Here is a 15,688-nt window from a genome sequence, read left to right as displayed (position 1 = left end):
CATGGAATTAAACCCCAGGAATATCTCCCCAGAGCAACTTATGTAGCTGCATCTGCATACGCACCGGCAGGCCATCCGCCAGTATCCACTCAGCTAGCTGCCGCGCCTGCAGCTGCTCATAACTGGGCGAGAAGAGCACTTCCCCTACTCGCTCTGGCAAGCTGTACTGATCCAGCGTAAATCTGGCCCACTCATAATCGCCGCGATCGCAGATCACAAATTTAATCTGGTCATCGCGGGTGAGCACTTGCATATTTTCCATGCGGTTGCGGTGGTGCTCCCCAGAAGCTGGTGTCTTCAGATCCACAACCCGGGAGACACGCGGGTCTACCTGGTCCACAGGCATGGCCCCGCTGGTCTCCAGGCTTACTGAGTAACCCTCATCACATAAGGACTCCAGCAAGGGCAGGCAATTGGGTTGCGCCAGGGGCTCACCGCCAGTCACACAGACATGTCGCGCCGGATGGCTATTTACCTGCTGTAATATCTGCTCCAGAGTCATACGCTCTCCACCATAAAAAGCGTATTCGGAGTCGCAATAGGTACAGCGCAGCGGGCAGCCAGTTAAGCGAACAAACACTGTTGGCAGGCCACTTTCTCGTGCTTCCCCCTGAAGGGAGTAGAAAATTTCACTAATTCTCAGTGATTCTTTAGACAGACTGGACATATACACCCGACACAAAAACGCCCAGAGGGCACATGCCATCCGGGCGCGGGATCATAGGCTTTTTCTGCTCAAAAAACCAGCGATGGTGCTTTGAGAGTAACGAATTATCCGCTACTAAAAGTTCTCCTGGAGATACTTCTTCGCCAGGTTTGATGCCCTGGCGTCGCTGGCAGCAACCTGCTCAAGCAGGTTGCGGGCTTTCTGCTGGTCACCGAGCTGGTGGTAAACAGTACCCAGCTTGTAACGACCGTCCCAGACTTTATTGGAGTTGGGGTAGCCATCAAGCAGTGCCACAAACCATTCTCGAGCCTCTTCCAGGTTTCCCTGCACTAGTGCTATCTCACCCAGCCAGTAGTTGGCATTGGGAGCGTACTGCCCATTGGGAAAGTCTTGCAGCAGACTCTTGAACTCAGCGCTGGCACCACCGTAGTCGCCATTGCGAGCGAGGCCAAAACTGGCCTGATAGCGATCGCGCTCACTCTTGCCGCCTTTTGGGCCCTGAGGCTTGGCAGGCATTGCGCTACCGCCCTGAGCGGAAGTTGCTCCGCCATCGTCGGCATTGGCTGGCGGCTGAGACGAGGGCTCTGTACCGCTGAGGCGGGCAATACGCCGATCCAGGTCCATATAGTCCTCGGTGCGCTGCTGCTTGAGACGTTTGATCTCGTGGCGCAGCTCCTCGACCGTCCCCCTCAGTTCACGTACTTCCTGCTGCAGCACTTGCATCTGGTAGTAGGCTTCGGCCTGGGGGTTAGTCTTGGCTTTCGGAGCCGGACTTCCGGCACGGGCGAGCTGCATTTCCGCAGCGTCACTATCGCTCGGGGAAATCGACTGCTCCTGACTGCTGGCAGACAGATCCACAATCGGAGCCTGGGAGAATACGGGCGATGCCGCAGCCATTAATGCTGCGGTAATCGCCAGTTTTCTAATCGTAAAAGCCATTGGCATCCATTTTGACGATTAGTTAATAACAACGCGACGGTTCATCGCACGGGCAGCTTCGTTAGAGCCCATTTGAGCCGGGCGCTCTTCACCGTAGCTGATCACTTCCAGAGTAGCTGCATCTACGCCTTGCAGTACCAAAAAGTCGCGTACAGCATTAGCACGGCGCTCACCCAGAGCCAGGTTGTACTCACGGGTACCCAGCTCATCAGCGTGGCCTTCCAGACGCACAGAGCCAGAAGCACTGCGCATACGGTCAGCATGACGGATCAGTAACTCACGGGTTTCCGGCTTCAGAAGGGATTGGTCGAAGTCGAAGTAAACTACGTTTTCCAGAGGAGCCAGAGCCTCGCCATCGTCTACAACATTGGTCTCAACCGGAGCTTCAATGTCGGTTTGGTTTACAACTTCCTGACCGCTCTGCTCACTGTCAGTGCTGCTACAACCGGCCATTACTGCAAATACACAGGCCAGTCCAAAACCTGTTTTAACTGATTTCAACATAAGCTACTCCGCTTTTTTGTGTTATCGAAAATCCTGAAAGATTTTTAAAATTGGTCTTTTAAACACCCTACGCATCAACGCGTCGGGCCCCCGCCTCAATCAAAGTATGGCGACCATGCCGGTTCCCGGACATCACCCCTTTGTGAGGGCAGGTTGTACTTCACCCCAGCATCCAGCGATACCGCAGCCAGAATACCTTTGTCTCCGCGCTTGGTTGCGTACATCAACATTGCCCCATTCGGTGCAATGCTAGGGGATTCGTCCAGTGTGGTCTCCGTGAGGACACGCATTCTGCCCGAATTAATATCCATCGTGGCGATGGTAAAGGTTCCCCGGTTGCGATGTACCATGACCAACGTCTTCCCATCAGGAGAAACACGCGGCCGCGCATTGTAGTCGCCATCGAAGGTTAAGCGGTCGACTTGACCAGTGGCAAGAGTCAATTGGTAAATTTGTGGTTTTCCTCCCCTATCGGATGTGAAAACCAACGATTTACCATCAGGCATCCAGTTTGGCTCGGTATCAATGGAGAAGTGTCTGGTCATACGGGTGAATTTGTTGCTCACCAGATCCAGTACGTAGATCTCCGGGTTGCCGTCCTTGGAGAGCACCATGGCCAACTTGGTTCCATCGGGGGACCACGTCGGCGAGCTATTGATGCCCTTGAAGTTAGTCAGTTGCTTGCGCGCACCGGTACGCAGGTTCTCGCGGAATATCGCCGGGCGGCCGGTCTCGAAAGAAACATAAGCCAGCTCCTGTCCATTTGGCGACCACATGGGAGACATCACCGGCGCATTAAAGCGGCGAATCTGCTTGGCGCGGGCGCCATCGATATCTGAGCGCATCAGCACATAGCTGGGTTTACCGCCGCGGGTTTCTTCCTGCACGTATACCATTTCGGTAGAGAAGGCACCACGAATACCGGTTATGGCTTCAAAGATTTCATCTGCGGCGCGATGGGCGATATCCCGCAGCTGGGTCTGGCCACCGCGCACTTGCTTGGTGAACATCTTGTGCTGGCCGAACACATTAACAAGGTCAAAAGTGAGCAGGTAACCGGAAGCCTGGGGCTCGATTCTACCAGTCACTATGTATTCGGTACCGAGAATACGCCAGTCCCGAAACACCACATCTTCCGGGGTTTTAGGAAAAGACAGCATGTCCTCTTTGGGCACCGGAGAGAATAGGCCGCTCCGGCGCAGGTCTGCGGAAATAATCCCGGAGACATCCTCTTTCAGCACACCGCTGCCGGACCAGCTGAAAGGAGATATCGCAATAGGAGTAGGATCATCGATACCGCTTGTGATATCTACCACCAGCTGGGCCCGAGCCCCCAGGCTCACCGAGGCGATGGCAATAATGACGACTGTTTTCAGTAAACTCTTGATCATTGGCGCAGATCTTCGACTTTAAAGTTCAAAATAGTAGTGCGGACTTCCCGCTCGAAAATTACTGGTTCTTCCCTGGCCAGCTCAGCCACTTCAGGGAAAACTTCTACCCGACGAATAGCTGTAAGAACCGAACGGTCCAGAGCGGCGTTGCCGCTGCCCTCGACGATATTAGTTGCCACTACTCGACCGGTGGGGACAAAATTAATTTTCACTTTGGTCAGCATACCGTTACGCGCACTCGGCGGGCGACTCCATACTGATTCAATACGCTGCTGGATTGCCTGACCAACAGACATTACTGCCTGCTGCCCCTCATTGGCATCCAATAACTCCTGCTCTTCCTCCAGTGCTTCATCAAAAGAACTCTGGCGCTCTTTAGCCAACTGCTCCTTCAGTTCTTTCTCTTTGCGCTCCTTTTCCTTACGCTCTTTCTCGCGACGGGCCTTCTCTTGCTTAGCCTTGCGATCGGCCTCAGCTTTGGCCTTGCGTTTCTTTTCAGCCTCGAGCTTTTTCTTCTGCTCCAGGGCCGCGCGGCGCTTACGTTCGACCTCAGCCTTGCGCTTCTGCTCTGCCTCGCGCTGGGCGCGCTGCTGGATCTTATCCACCTTCTTTGGCAGCTTTTTCTGCGGCGTGGCTGCTTCGATAGTCACCAGTTTGGCCTGCACAAACTTCGGCATAGCCTTGCGCTCGGGCATACTGCTGGCATCCCAGCCATAAGTGATGGCAGCAATCAGCGCTCCGTGCAACAGGAGGCTGATTATAATCGCCAGTGCATAAAAGCCTTTATTCACCGACACACTACCCCTGCGGTGGCTCTGTCACCAGACCGACACTGGGCGCTCCCGCCTGTTGCAGCTCAGTCATGGCATTCACGATCAGGCCGTACCTGGCATCGGTATCGCCCCATACCAACACCGGGGTTTTTGGCTTTTGGCGCAAAACCTTGCCCACCGTCTCCTTGATTTCAGACAGTGGCTTAGCTTCTTTTTCCTCTGATCCCAGGTTCAGGTAATAGGTACCGTCGGCTCGTACAGACACGATCAACGGCTCCTCGTCGGTATCCTCCATCGGCGCCGAGGGCGCGTTGGGCAGGTCGACTTTGACCCCTTGCATCAATAATGGTGCCGTGACCATAAAGACAATTAGAAGCACCAGCATCACATCGATGTAGGGCACCACATTGATTTCGGATACCAGCTTCTTCTTGGTTCCTTTGCGAAACACACTCATAGGGTTCGCCTACTCACTACTCAGCCAGAGTGCACTTTGCGGTGCAGGATCGAGGAAAACTCCTCGGCAAAAGTTTCGTAGCTGGATAACAGCCACTCCGCTTTGGCCGAGTAGCGGTTGTATGCCATCACTGCAGGTATTGCCGCAAATAGGCCCATAGCCGTGGCCACCAGTGCCTCACTGATACCTGGGGCAACCGTGGCAATGGTGGCTTGGTGCATCGTGGCGAGACCGCGGAAAGAATTCATAATCCCCCAAACGGTGCCAAACAGGCCGATATAGGGACTGACAGAGCCAACAGTAGCCAGAAACGGCAGATTCATTTCCACCTTTTCCTGCTCACGTGACATGGCCACGCGCATCGCCCGCTCAGTACCCTCCATAACCGCTTCAGGGCCACTGCTGCCCTGCTGTCGCAGGCGGGTAAACTCGGTAAAGCCGGCGCGGAACAGGGATTCGACCCCATCGGTTTTGCCTTTTTCGGCGCGCTCACTCCCCTCGCGAAACAACTTGTTGAGGTCCGCACCGGACCAGAAGCGACGTTCAAAGCTACTGAGGCCGCGCTTGGCCTGGGACAGGTAAAGCCCGCGCTGGATAATCATGACCCAAGACACCACAGAGGCCAATAAAAGCAACAGCATCACGAGCTGTACCAACAGGCTGGCGTTCTGAATTAGCCCCCAAAGAGAAAGTTGTTCACCGGCGTTCATCTTCTTAAATAACTGCCTTTAATGCTGAATAAATAGGTTCCGGCAGGGCACAGGGCCTGCGGCTGTCGTCAGCGACACAGGCAACTTTGACCACACCTTCGCAAATTAGCTCATCGCCGCGCCAGATTTTTTGCTCGAAAGTCACCGCGGCTCGCCCCAGTTTGCCAATCGCCGCAGTAGCGCGCAATGCATCATCGAGTAGAGCGGAGCGGCGGTACTGGATCTCGGCGGAGTGCACCACCAGTAAAAGCCCCTGCGCCGGCATCGCCGGCTTATCATAACCGAGGGAGCGCAACAGTTCTGTGCGCGCGCGCTCCATATATTTCAAATAATTCACGTAATACACAATGCCGCCCGCGTCTGTATCTTCGATATACACACGCATGGGAATACTGAAGTCTCCCTTCACCCCGTTTCCTCTCACTGCTTTTTATCCGGCGCTGGTATGCCGAAATGTTCATAGGCGAGCCCTGTAACCACCCGTCCACGAGGTGTGCGAGCGATATAGCCCTGTTGAATCAGGTAGGGCTCAATTACGTCCTCCAGGGTATCGCGCTCCTCACTCACCGCTGCTGCTAGGCTGTCTACCCCAACCGGGCCGCCATCAAACTTCTCAATCATGGCTAGCAACATGCGTCGGTCGAGCTGGTCGAAGCCGCGGGCATCCACATTGAGCATATTGAGCGCGGCATCCGCGGTGGCCGAATCCACAGAGCCATTGCCCTTAACATCGGCATAATCGCGGACGCGGCGGAGCAGGCGGTTTGCAATCCGCGGGGTGCCGCGGGCGCGCCGCGCCACCTCCAGGGCTCCCCCCTCATCCATATCCACCCCCATAAGGCCCGCGGAGCGGCGCACGATGCTGGTGAGGTCTTTCACGTTATAGAATTCAAGGCGTTGAACTATGCCGAAGCGATCGCGCAGGGGGGAGGTGAGCAAGCCAGCCCTGGTTGTGGCGCCCACCAGGGTGAAAGGTGGCAAATCCAGTTTGATTGAGCGTGCCGCAGGCCCTTCACCAATCATGATATCCAGCTGGTAGTCCTCCATCGCCGGATACAGGACTTCCTCCACATGTGGGCTCAGGCGGTGAATCTCATCGATAAACAACACATCACCCGGCTCTAAATTGGTCATCAAGGCGGCCAGGTCGCCCGCCTTTTCCAGCACGGGCCCGGAAGTGGTCTTGATAGCCACTCCCATCTCCGCAGCAATAATATTCGCAAGGGTGGTTTTACCCAGGCCGGGCGGGCCAAACACCAGGGTGTGATCCAGGGCCTCTTTGCGCAGTTTGGCGGCCTGGATAAAGATCTCCATCTGCTCACGCACCACCGGCTGACCCACATAGTCCGACAGAGTCTTGGGGCGCACAGCGCGGTCATACTGCTCTTCGTGGCCCGCAGGGCCTACCGGATCAGGTGCTACCAGGCGATCAGCTTCTATCATCGCAACAACTCCAGGGCACTCAATTTACGCGGGCGCCATGCCCTTCAGGGCCAAGCGAATCAAGGTAGCACTATCTGCATCAGGCTGCTCCTTGCTGGCGCGGGCAACCATTTTACTGGCTTCAGTTGGCTTGTAGCCCAATGCCGCCAGGGCACTTTCAGCCTCTCCGGCATGATCTGCCCTGGGGCTGGCAGTCGCGGCTATCAAGGGGATATCGTTGGCATCACCAAAGTCCGGGGTCAACTTATCCCGCAGCTCCACTATCAAACGCTCAGCAGTCTTCTTACCCACACCAGGCACTTTTACCAGAGCTGCAACATTGTCTTCTGCAACACAGCGCGCCAACGCCGCACCGTCGAGTCCAGACAGAATTGCCAGTGCCATTTTGGGTCCAACACCACTTACCTTTATCAGGGTCCGAAAAAGCTTACGATCGGCATCACGGATAAAGCCATACAACTGCTGGGCAGTCTCTGAAACGGCCAAATGGGTGTGCAACTGCACCTGCTGACCCAGGGCCGGGAGCTCAAAGATAGTGGTCATGGGAGCGAGCACTTCGTAGCCAACTCCCTGCACATCCACCAATAGCAGCGGCGGCTGCACTGCGGCCAGAGAGCCGCTCAATCGTCCAATCATGTGTTATTCCAAATTTGTTATACCTGCCCCAACGAAAGAGGGAGAGCGGCAGGAGCCATTCACATACTGAGACGCCCGCGACGGAAGCGACTGCGCGCCCCCCCATCTCCAGCGGTAAATGCCAATGTCTGCTCTGTATGCATATGACACAGCGCCACCGCGAGCGCATCAGCGGCATCCTCCTGGGGCGCCGCTGGCAGCGACAGCAGGGTTTTTACCATATGCTGAACTTGCAATTTATCTGCACCGCCATTGCCCACCACCGCCTGTTTGACCTTGCGCGCTTCATACTCGGCAACCTCGAGGCCGCTATTGGTCCCAGCCACAATAGCGGCACCACGGGCTTGCCCCAGTTTTAGGGCGGAGCCTGCACTCTTGGACATAAATACGTTTTCAATTGCCATCTGTGCAGGCTGGTATTGCTGTGCAATCTGGCACACCGCATCGAAAATCAGCTTGAGGCGTTCCGGCAGAGGTCCCTCGGGAATACGAATAACCCCACTAGCCACATAGCGAGCCTTACCCCGCTCCACATCGATAATTCCATAGCCCGTTTTACGCGAGCCGGGGTCAATACCCAAAATTCGGGTCAAGAGGCAGCTCCCCAGGTATCTGTATGTTTATATAGTGGTGGGAGTGTCCCAAGGTGAGATGAAAGCGTCAAGGGAGAGCTTGCGAGGAGCGTATCGAAAATCTCATGGGGCAAGGCAGGACGCTCCCTGCCCTGCAGTGAGCGGGAGTTAGCCCAACTCTTCCATGACCTCTGCAGGAATATCCGCATTGGTGTAAACGTTTTGCACATCATCGAGATCCTCCAGCATCTCGACCAGCGCCAGCACCTTCTCCGCACCTTCTTTATCCAGGGGAACTGTGGTGGAGGGGATCATCGCAATCTCGGCACTATCCGGAGTAAAACCAGCTTCTACCAGCGCGTCTTTTACTGTCAGGTAGTCCTGGAATTCAGTGGTAACTTCAACGCTGCCATCGTCATTGGTCTCGATATCTTCAGCACCCGCTTCCAGGGCCGCTTCCATCAGCGAATCCTCATCGACCCCAGTCTCGTAGAACATCTGACCTTTACGCGTGAACAGGTAACTTACCGAGCCATCTGTACCCAGGTTTCCACCGCGCTTGGAAAAAGCGTGGCGCACTTCGGCCACCGTACGGTTGCGGTTGTCGGTCAGGCACTCTACCAACACCGCTACACCACCAACACCGTACCCTTCGTATACAACCGCTTCGTAGTTTTCACCCTCAGCATTTCCGGCCCCGCGGGCGATCGCCTTATCGATGGTATCGCGCTTCATATTGGCGCCCAGAGCTTTATCAATGGTAGCCCTTAACGTCGGGTTATCATCTGGGTTCGGCCCCGCTTTCGCTGCAACCGTCAATTCGCGAATAATCTTGGTAAAAACCTTGCCCCGCTTGGCATCTTGGGCCGCTTTGCGGTGCTTGATATTGGCCCATTTACTATGTCCGGCCATTGTCGTCTCTCTTCAGTCTGTGCGTGGGATGGACCAGTAAGCGAAGCGAGCTGTCCATCTACACGATTTCGCGGGCTCGCTTCGCATAGCCCACCGGGGAAAATCAGCTGATTTGTTCTTCTTTCTGGCGCAGGCGGATGCTTAATTCACGCAGCTGCTTGGCGTCCACCGTTCCCGGTGCATCTGTCATCACACAGGCCGCACTCTGGGTTTTTGGGAAAGCGATCACATCGCGGATAGAGTCGCTGCCGGTCATTAGCATAACCAGACGATCCAAACCAAAGGCAAGGCCACCGTGGGGGGGCGCACCGTATTTAAGCGCATCTAACAGGAAGCCAAATTTCTCGCGCTGCTCTTCCTCATCAATGCCGAGAATGCGGAATACCGCCTGCTGCATCTCTTGATCATGGATACGTACAGAGCCACCACCCAGCTCAGTGCCATTTAGCACCATATCGTAAGCGCGCGACAAAGCTTCGAGCGGATTTTTCTCCAACTCTTCCGGGCTGCAAGAGGGCGCAGTAAACGGGTGGTGCAATGCGGTAAGGCTACCGTCATCATTTTCCTCAAACATCGGGAAGGCCACCACCCATAAGGGAGCCCACTCGCTGGTATAGAGATCCAGGTCTTCACCCAGCTTGCAGCGCAATGCACCCAGGGCTTCAGAAACCACCTTAGCCGTATCCGCTCCGAAGAAAATAATATCTCCATCTTGCGCCTGCAAACGGTCGAGGATTGCCGCGCGTGTTTCCAGGGGTAGGAATTTAACAATTGGAGACTGCAGACCGTTTTCAAGGTCAGCGCGATCGTTGACTTTCACATAGGCCAACCCCTTAGCGCCATAGATTCCGACAAACTTACCGTAGTCATCGATCTGCTTGCGGGTCAGCTTATCGCAGCCACCAGGTACTTTGATCGCGGCCACACGGCCCTTAGGGTCATTAGCCGGTCCGGAAAATACCTTGAAATCCACTTCGGTCATCAGGTCTTTAATTTCTACCATTTCCAGCGGAATACGCAGATCCGGCTTGTCGGAACCGTAGCGCAACATGGCCTGATAGTGGGTCATGCGGGGGAACTCGCCCAACTCAATGCCCTTCAATTCCTTAAACAGCTTGCGGACCATACCTTCGGTGATCGCCATGATCTCTTCCTCGTCGAGGAAGGAAGTCTCGATATCGATCTGGGTAAATTCCGGCTGGCGGTCCGCACGCAGGTCCTCGTCTCGGAAACACTTGGCTATCTGGTAGTAGCGGTCAAAGCCGGAAACCATCAACAACTGCTTAAACAGCTGTGGAGACTGCGGCAGGGCGAAGAATTTACCTTCGTGGGTCCGGCTTGGGACCAGATAATCCCTCGCGCCTTCCGGGGTGGCACGGGTCAGGATTGGAGTTTCAATATCGAGGAAGCCGTGTTCATCCAGGTAATTGCGGATAGCAGTGGTCAACTTGGAGCGGAAATACAAATTGCTCTGCATCTCATTGCGGCGCAGATCCAGGTAACGGTACTTAAGACGTACGTCCTCACCTACTTCGGTATGCTCATCCAACTGGAAAGGTACGGTTTCCGCTGCATTGAGAATTTCCAGCTCGGTGCCATATACCTCGACTTCACCTGTATCCATATTTGGATTCAATGCCTCTGGAGCGCGGGCACGCACACGCCCAGTGACCTTAAGCACATATTCACTGCGCACGCGGTCGGCCATTTCGAAATGCTCGGCAGCATCCGGATCAAATACTACTTGAACAATACCCTCGCGATCGCGCAGGTCGATGAAGATCACACCGCCGTGATCTCGACGGCGATCGACCCAGCCACAGAGGGTTACTACACGGTCTATGTCCGCGGAACGAAGGACGCCACAGTAGTCGCTGCGCATGGATGAAAATTCCCGTTATCGATAGGTGAAAAGTTTAAGTAGAGAGTACACCGCGCGGGCAAACCCGCACAGCGGATCTAGGCCGTCTTTGCCGCCGGCTTAGCGGGCTTGTCGCCCTTGGCATTACCATTATTGGCTGCGCCACCGGCAAGGTTTTTCTTATTACCGGTTTTAAAGTCAGTCTCATACCAACCGCCGCCCTTCAGGCGGAATCCAGCCGCGGAAACTTTCTTACGCAGCTCTGCCTGTTCACAGGCTGGACAGTCTTTGAGCGGGTCATCGCTCATGCGCTGCAGGGCCTCCATTTCATGGCCGCAGGCATTGCACTGGTATTCATAGATCGGCATTACTCAGTACCTGGTGCTGTAAAAAGGGGGACAGAGTATACATGAGCCCCCCAAAGGGAAGAAGCTGCCCCCACCTTTTGGCCTGTCGAGAGGGGTTTCAGAGTCACAAAAAGGCTAAAAACTATAGAAAAAGCACTATTTTTCCAGTATTTCCCCGTGCGGCCGAACAAAAACTATATATACTTCCCTCCATCACCCGCTGAGACCGCCGTTTTTTGGATGCAGCGCAGCGGGAGACCAAACACACTTTTACCGGATACATACCAAACAACAAAAGAAGGAAGTAAGCCATGGCTGTTACCAGGAAAGCTGCTACTAAAACAGCTGCTGCCAAAAAGGCTCCAGCTAAGAAAGCCGCACCGGCCAAAAAAGTAAAGGCAATCAAGGAAAAGTACACTAAAACCCAGGTCCTGAACCAAATTGCGGAAAACACTGAGCTGTCCCGCAAACAGGTTCAGTCTGTTCTGGATGAGCTGAGCGATATCATCGAAGGTCACATCAAGAAGCGCGCTATTGGCGAGTTCGCTCTGCCTGGCCTGATGAAAATCACCACCGTGAAGAAGCCGGCCAAGAAGGCTCGCAAGGGCATCAACCCGTTCACTGGTGAAGAGACCACCTTTAAGGCCAAGCCGGCCAGCATTCAGGTGAAAGTTCGTCCGCTGAAGAAGCTGAAAGAAATGGCGGAGTCCTAAGACATCCCTCTTCCTCAGTAAAAAACCCCGCTCATGCGGGGTTTTTTACTAATGTACTCGGAAAACGCCCTTTCCTACTTAATTTGGCTTACATAGGATATGAGCCAGTTAGAGCTCACTGCCCCCCAATCTTAATAACCAGACCAGAACCAAGCGGCAATATTTATTGCGCGATGAATAGCGTAAAATAGCCAGCTTACTGATAATTGAGCCCAACAGATTCCTATGCGCGCATCCCGTTATCTCATTGCAACCCAAAAAGAAACCCCAAACGACGCGGTGGTAATTAGCCATCAACTAATGTTGCGCGCGGGTATGATCCGTCGCCTGTCATCCGGCCTGTACACCTGGTTACCCACAGGATTGCGCGTGCTGCGTAAGGTGGAGCGTATTGTACGCGAGGAAATGGACCGAGCCGGAGCACTGGAAGTACTAATGCCCGTGGTACAACCGGCAGAGCTTTGGGAAGAATCCGGCCGCTGGCAGCAGTATGGCCCTGAGCTGCTGCGAATCCAGGACCGCCACAATAATCACTTCTGCCTGGGCCCAACCCACGAAGAAGTGATCACCGATTTGATCCGCAACGAGATCAACAGCTATAAACAACTACCGGCGAGTTTCTACCAGGTACAAACCAAATTCCGCGACGAAATTCGCCCCCGTTTTGGTGTAATGCGCGCACGCGAGTTCACCATGAAAGACGCCTACTCCTTCCATATCGATGCGGACTCCCTGCAGGAAACCTACGACGTAATGCACAATGCCTATTGTCGTATTTTTGACCGCATTGGCCTGGACTACCGTCCAGTACTGGCGGATACCGGCTCTATCGGAGGCTCCAGTTCCCACGAGTTCCACGTTCTGGCACAAAGTGGTGAAGATGATATCGCCTTCTCCACAGAGTCCCGTTACGCAGCCAACGTAGAGCTGGCTGAAGCTGTAGCCCCTGCCGGTGAGCGTGCCGCACCCAGTGGGGATATGCAGGAAGTGCACACCCCAGGGCAGAAAACCATCGTCGATGTCAGCGAATTCCTGAAGAGCGACCCTGCCCACTCGGTGAAAACTCTCATTGTGATGGGCGCATGCGAAGAAGGGGAAACCGCACCACTGGTCGCGCTGGTCCTCCGCGGCGACCACGAGTTAAATGAACTAAAAGCGGAAAAGCTGGCCGGTATCGCAAGCCCGCTTGAGTTCGCACCAGAGCAACGTATCGCTGACGAGCTGGGCTGCAATATCGGTTCTCTGGGCCCAGTGGGCATGAAGATCGAGATGGTTGTGGATAGATCAGCAGCGCACTTGGCAGATTTCATCTGTGGTGCTAACCGCGACGATTACCACTATACCGGCGTGAACTGGGGTCGCGATGTAGAGCTCGGCCGTATTGCCGATCTGCGCAATGTGGTTCCCGGCGATATCAGCCCTGATGGACAGGGAACCCTGGAAATCAAACGCGGCATTGAAGTAGGCCATATCTTCCAGCTGGGTGACAAATACAGCCGCGCAATGAATGCCACTGTACTCGACGAAAACGGTAAGGAACAGGTAATGCCGATGGGTTGTTACGGCATCGGTGTTTCCCGTATCGTAGCGGCAGCGATCGAACAGAATCACGACGATTCCGGCATTCTGTGGCCAGATGCAATCGCTCCGTTCCAGCTGGCGATCGTGCCTATCAATATGCACAAAAGCGAAGTGGTGCGGGAGAAGTGCGACCACCTGTACGAATCCCTGCGCAACAATGGCATCGATGTATTGCTGATGGATGAGCCAAAGGCACGACTTGGCGCCATGCTTGCAGATGTCGAGTTGATCGGTATCCCACACCGTATCGTAATCGGCGACCGCGGCCTGGAAAAAGGTGTGGTGGAGTACAAAGGGCGCGGCGATGCTGAAAGCCAGGAGTTTGCTGTCTCCCAGCTGGAAGAAGTCTTACTGGATAAAATCAGCCACTAATCCACAACCCGCCATCCCGGCTCCTTAGCGGGCCGGGTATCCTGCCAATACTCCGCGATAAAGTAGATTTGCGTTACAGGTCCGCAAAAAGGCACTGCCCATTTTGCCAGGATTTCGTAAAATCCAAGCCATGATAAAAAAAGCTATCGCCACAATATGGTTATGCTTATCTTGGTGTGGCGCCCAATCCCAGAGCATCTCCAATGAAGTCGATCCCGAGTTGCGCCTCGCCCTGAGAGAAGCCATCAGCCAGGCAGACAGTTTTGTCGATCGCTTCGATGCAGAGGTGTGGCTGATGTCAAAATCCCAGCCTCTATCCCGCTATATCAAAGACCCTAAAAGACGGATGCATGTGCTGAAAGCGGTGCACCGCGAAGCGACGCGTGCGGGACTACGACCGGAGATTGTCCTCGCCGTAATCCAGATCGAGAGCGCCTTCAATCCCTATGCGGTATCCCGAGTAGGTGCCCAGGGTATGATGCAGGTGATGCCATTCTGGAAAAAGGAAATCGGGCGTCCGGATGACAACCTGATCGATATGGATACCAATCTGCGCTATGGCTGCACAATCCTCAAGCACTATATTAAGAAAGCCAAGGGTAACTTGGCCAATGCCCTCGCTTATTACAATGGCAGCTATGGCCGCCACAGCTATAGCAGCAAAGTCCTGGATGCCTGGGCTAACCGCTGGAGGTAAGCCATGACCGCCGGTTATTTATTTTTCTCTGGCGGGGCCTGCGCTTTACTGTTGCTGGCGGCTGCCAAAGTATCCATTAACCACTACCAGCTCGCTGCAGGTCGGTGGCTGATTCTGGTCCTGCTAGGCGTAATTTGCTACCTGCTACTACCGACACTGCCCACACTTAGTGGCACCGTTGCCATGCTTGTTCATATGCCTGTGATTCTGGTGCCTGCCGCCTTTTGGCTTTTTACACATTTGCTATGCCGAGAGGAGGAATCCTTCCCACATTGGGGCTGGCTCCCGATTTCCCTCTCCATCATCTTCAGCGTCATGGCAAATCACGCACCAATTTCAGTGAGCACCAACGCACAGGAAATTTTCTTTAATCTATCCCAATTCCTGCGCCTCGCCCTGATTGGCTTGGGAGTGTTGACACTGTTAGGGCAATTCCAATCCGACCTTGTGGAAGAGCGCCGCCGCCTGCGCGCAATCCTGTTAATTGTAGTTGGCGCTTATATGTTTATTGTGATCAGTGCCGAGTCTTTGTTTGCTTACCGACCTGTGCCGAATGGTGTACCGACCCTACACGCACTGTTAGCCAGCCTTTTATCGCTGGCAGCTTGTTTATGGCTGCTGGCACTAGCACCCAGCGCCTTGGGGGAGTCCCTTTCACAAGCACCAGTAGAATCCCCAGAGGAAGAGGCACCACCACCAGAACCAGTGCCAAGTCTGGATGAACAGCAGCAGGCACAGCTGGTAAAACTGCAGGAGCATATGGAAAACGGCGGCTACCGTCACACGGGTCTTACTATTCGGGAGCTGGCAGAGCAACTGGATACTCGCGAACACCTGCTGCGCACCCTGATTAATCGCCATCTCGGTTATCGGAATTTTAATGAGTATCTAAATCAGTTCCGTATTGATGAAGCCAGCGCCCGCCTTGCAGACCCTGAACAGGCGCACCTTCCGGTACTGACTATCGCCCTGGATATCGGCTACCGCTCACTCAGCCCCTTTAATGCTGCCTTCAAGCGCCGCCATAATTTGACTCCCACCGAGTACCGTCGCGAGAAGCTGCCCGCCTGATTGGGCAGCCGTTCGGAATCCGTCAGCATTTTTTCATTTTCC

General features: G+C 54.5%; 18 protein-coding genes. 4 read left to right on the top strand and 14 right to left on the bottom strand.

Features of this window, described 5'->3' with window-relative positions; translation table 11 throughout:
- Window positions 1-7: 7 nt before the first annotated feature.
- The 14 genes from queE to ACJJJB_RS00855 all read right to left on the bottom strand — a co-directional run bounded on the left by queE (window position 8) and on the right by ACJJJB_RS00855 (window position 11,233).
- Complete coding sequence (gene queE, locus ACJJJB_RS00920; RefSeq protein ID WP_445365525.1) at window positions 8-667, bottom strand: 7-carboxy-7-deazaguanine synthase QueE; 660 nt, start codon at window positions 665-667, stop codon at window positions 8-10.
- Between the two features lie 114 nt (window positions 668-781).
- Window positions 782-1,606 carry a tol-pal system protein YbgF gene (gene ybgF, locus ACJJJB_RS00915; protein ID WP_445365524.1) on the bottom strand — a complete coding sequence of 275 codons (825 nt, stop codon included), beginning with the start codon at window positions 1,604-1,606 and terminating at the stop codon, window positions 782-784.
- Between the two features lie 18 nt (window positions 1,607-1,624).
- Window positions 1,625-2,110 (bottom strand): OmpA family protein, encoded by a 486-nt coding sequence (locus ACJJJB_RS00910; protein ID WP_020411964.1) that lies wholly within the window; start codon window positions 2,108-2,110, stop codon window positions 1,625-1,627.
- A gap of 95 nt (window positions 2,111-2,205) precedes the next feature.
- Entirely contained in the window at window positions 2,206-3,501 is a 1,296-nt protein-coding gene (tolB, locus tag ACJJJB_RS00905; protein WP_445365523.1) for a Tol-Pal system beta propeller repeat protein TolB, read from the bottom strand.
- Window positions 3,498-4,292 (bottom strand): cell envelope integrity protein TolA, encoded by a 795-nt coding sequence (gene tolA / locus ACJJJB_RS00900; protein WP_445365522.1) that lies wholly within the window; start codon window positions 4,290-4,292, stop codon window positions 3,498-3,500. Before tolA ends, tolB begins: the two co-directional genes overlap by 4 nt.
- 7 nt (window positions 4,293-4,299) lie before the next feature.
- Window positions 4,300-4,731, bottom strand: coding sequence for a protein TolR (gene tolR, locus ACJJJB_RS00895; protein ID WP_282951630.1), 432 nt, complete (start codon window positions 4,729-4,731; stop codon window positions 4,300-4,302).
- Between the two features lie 20 nt (window positions 4,732-4,751).
- Window positions 4,752-5,441 (bottom strand): protein TolQ, encoded by a 690-nt coding sequence (gene tolQ, locus ACJJJB_RS00890; RefSeq protein ID WP_020411960.1) that lies wholly within the window; start codon window positions 5,439-5,441, stop codon window positions 4,752-4,754.
- Window positions 5,442-5,445: 4 nt separating this feature from the next.
- Window positions 5,446-5,826: a YbgC/FadM family acyl-CoA thioesterase gene (locus ACJJJB_RS00885; protein WP_444946936.1), complete on the bottom strand. Its 381-nt coding sequence runs from the start codon at window positions 5,824-5,826 to the stop codon at window positions 5,446-5,448.
- Window positions 5,827-5,861: 35 nt separating this feature from the next.
- The gene (gene ruvB / locus ACJJJB_RS00880; protein ID WP_353376998.1) at window positions 5,862-6,884 is read right to left on the bottom strand and encodes a Holliday junction branch migration DNA helicase RuvB; all 1,023 of its coding nucleotides are present in this window, start codon (window positions 6,882-6,884) and stop codon (window positions 5,862-5,864) included.
- A 24-nt stretch (window positions 6,885-6,908) separates the two neighbouring features.
- A complete protein-coding gene (ruvA, locus tag ACJJJB_RS00875) occupies window positions 6,909-7,520 on the bottom strand; it encodes a Holliday junction branch migration protein RuvA (protein ID WP_020411957.1) in 612 nt (203 codons plus the stop codon).
- 59 nt (window positions 7,521-7,579) lie between these two features.
- The gene (ruvC, locus tag ACJJJB_RS00870) at window positions 7,580-8,113 is read right to left on the bottom strand and encodes a crossover junction endodeoxyribonuclease RuvC (protein ID WP_020411956.1); all 534 of its coding nucleotides are present in this window, start codon (window positions 8,111-8,113) and stop codon (window positions 7,580-7,582) included.
- A gap of 147 nt (window positions 8,114-8,260) precedes the next feature.
- Complete coding sequence (locus tag ACJJJB_RS00865; RefSeq protein WP_353376995.1) at window positions 8,261-9,004, bottom strand: YebC/PmpR family DNA-binding transcriptional regulator; 744 nt, start codon at window positions 9,002-9,004, stop codon at window positions 8,261-8,263.
- 103 nt (window positions 9,005-9,107) lie between these two features.
- On the bottom strand, window positions 9,108-10,886 hold the full coding sequence (gene aspS, locus ACJJJB_RS00860; protein ID WP_020411954.1) for an aspartate--tRNA ligase: 1,779 nt from the start codon (window positions 10,884-10,886) through the stop codon (window positions 9,108-9,110).
- Window positions 10,887-10,963: 77 nt separating this feature from the next.
- Window positions 10,964-11,233, bottom strand: a complete 270-nt coding sequence (locus ACJJJB_RS00855) for an FmdB family zinc ribbon protein (RefSeq protein WP_020411953.1) — start codon at window positions 11,231-11,233, stop codon at window positions 10,964-10,966.
- A gap of 290 nt (window positions 11,234-11,523) precedes the next feature.
- On the opposite strand from ACJJJB_RS00855, the gene ACJJJB_RS00850 reads away from it, so the two are divergent.
- The 4 genes from ACJJJB_RS00850 to ACJJJB_RS00835 all read left to right on the top strand — a co-directional run bounded on the left by ACJJJB_RS00850 (window position 11,524) and on the right by ACJJJB_RS00835 (window position 15,646).
- Entirely contained in the window at window positions 11,524-11,925 is a 402-nt protein-coding gene (locus tag ACJJJB_RS00850) for an HU family DNA-binding protein (protein WP_020411952.1), read from the top strand.
- Window positions 11,926-12,150: 225 nt separating this feature from the next.
- On the top strand, window positions 12,151-13,878 hold the full coding sequence (locus ACJJJB_RS00845; RefSeq protein WP_445365521.1) for a proline--tRNA ligase: 1,728 nt from the start codon (window positions 12,151-12,153) through the stop codon (window positions 13,876-13,878).
- A 130-nt stretch (window positions 13,879-14,008) separates the two neighbouring features.
- Complete coding sequence (locus tag ACJJJB_RS00840; protein ID WP_282951635.1) at window positions 14,009-14,575, top strand: lytic transglycosylase domain-containing protein; 567 nt, start codon at window positions 14,009-14,011, stop codon at window positions 14,573-14,575.
- Window positions 14,576-14,578: 3 nt separating this feature from the next.
- A complete protein-coding gene (locus tag ACJJJB_RS00835; protein ID WP_444902234.1) occupies window positions 14,579-15,646 on the top strand; it encodes a helix-turn-helix transcriptional regulator in 1,068 nt (355 codons plus the stop codon).
- Window positions 15,647-15,688 lie beyond the last annotated feature (42 nt).

Source organism: Microbulbifer variabilis (genome assembly GCF_052468405.1).
This window is presented reverse-complemented; position numbering and strand designations above follow the sequence as displayed.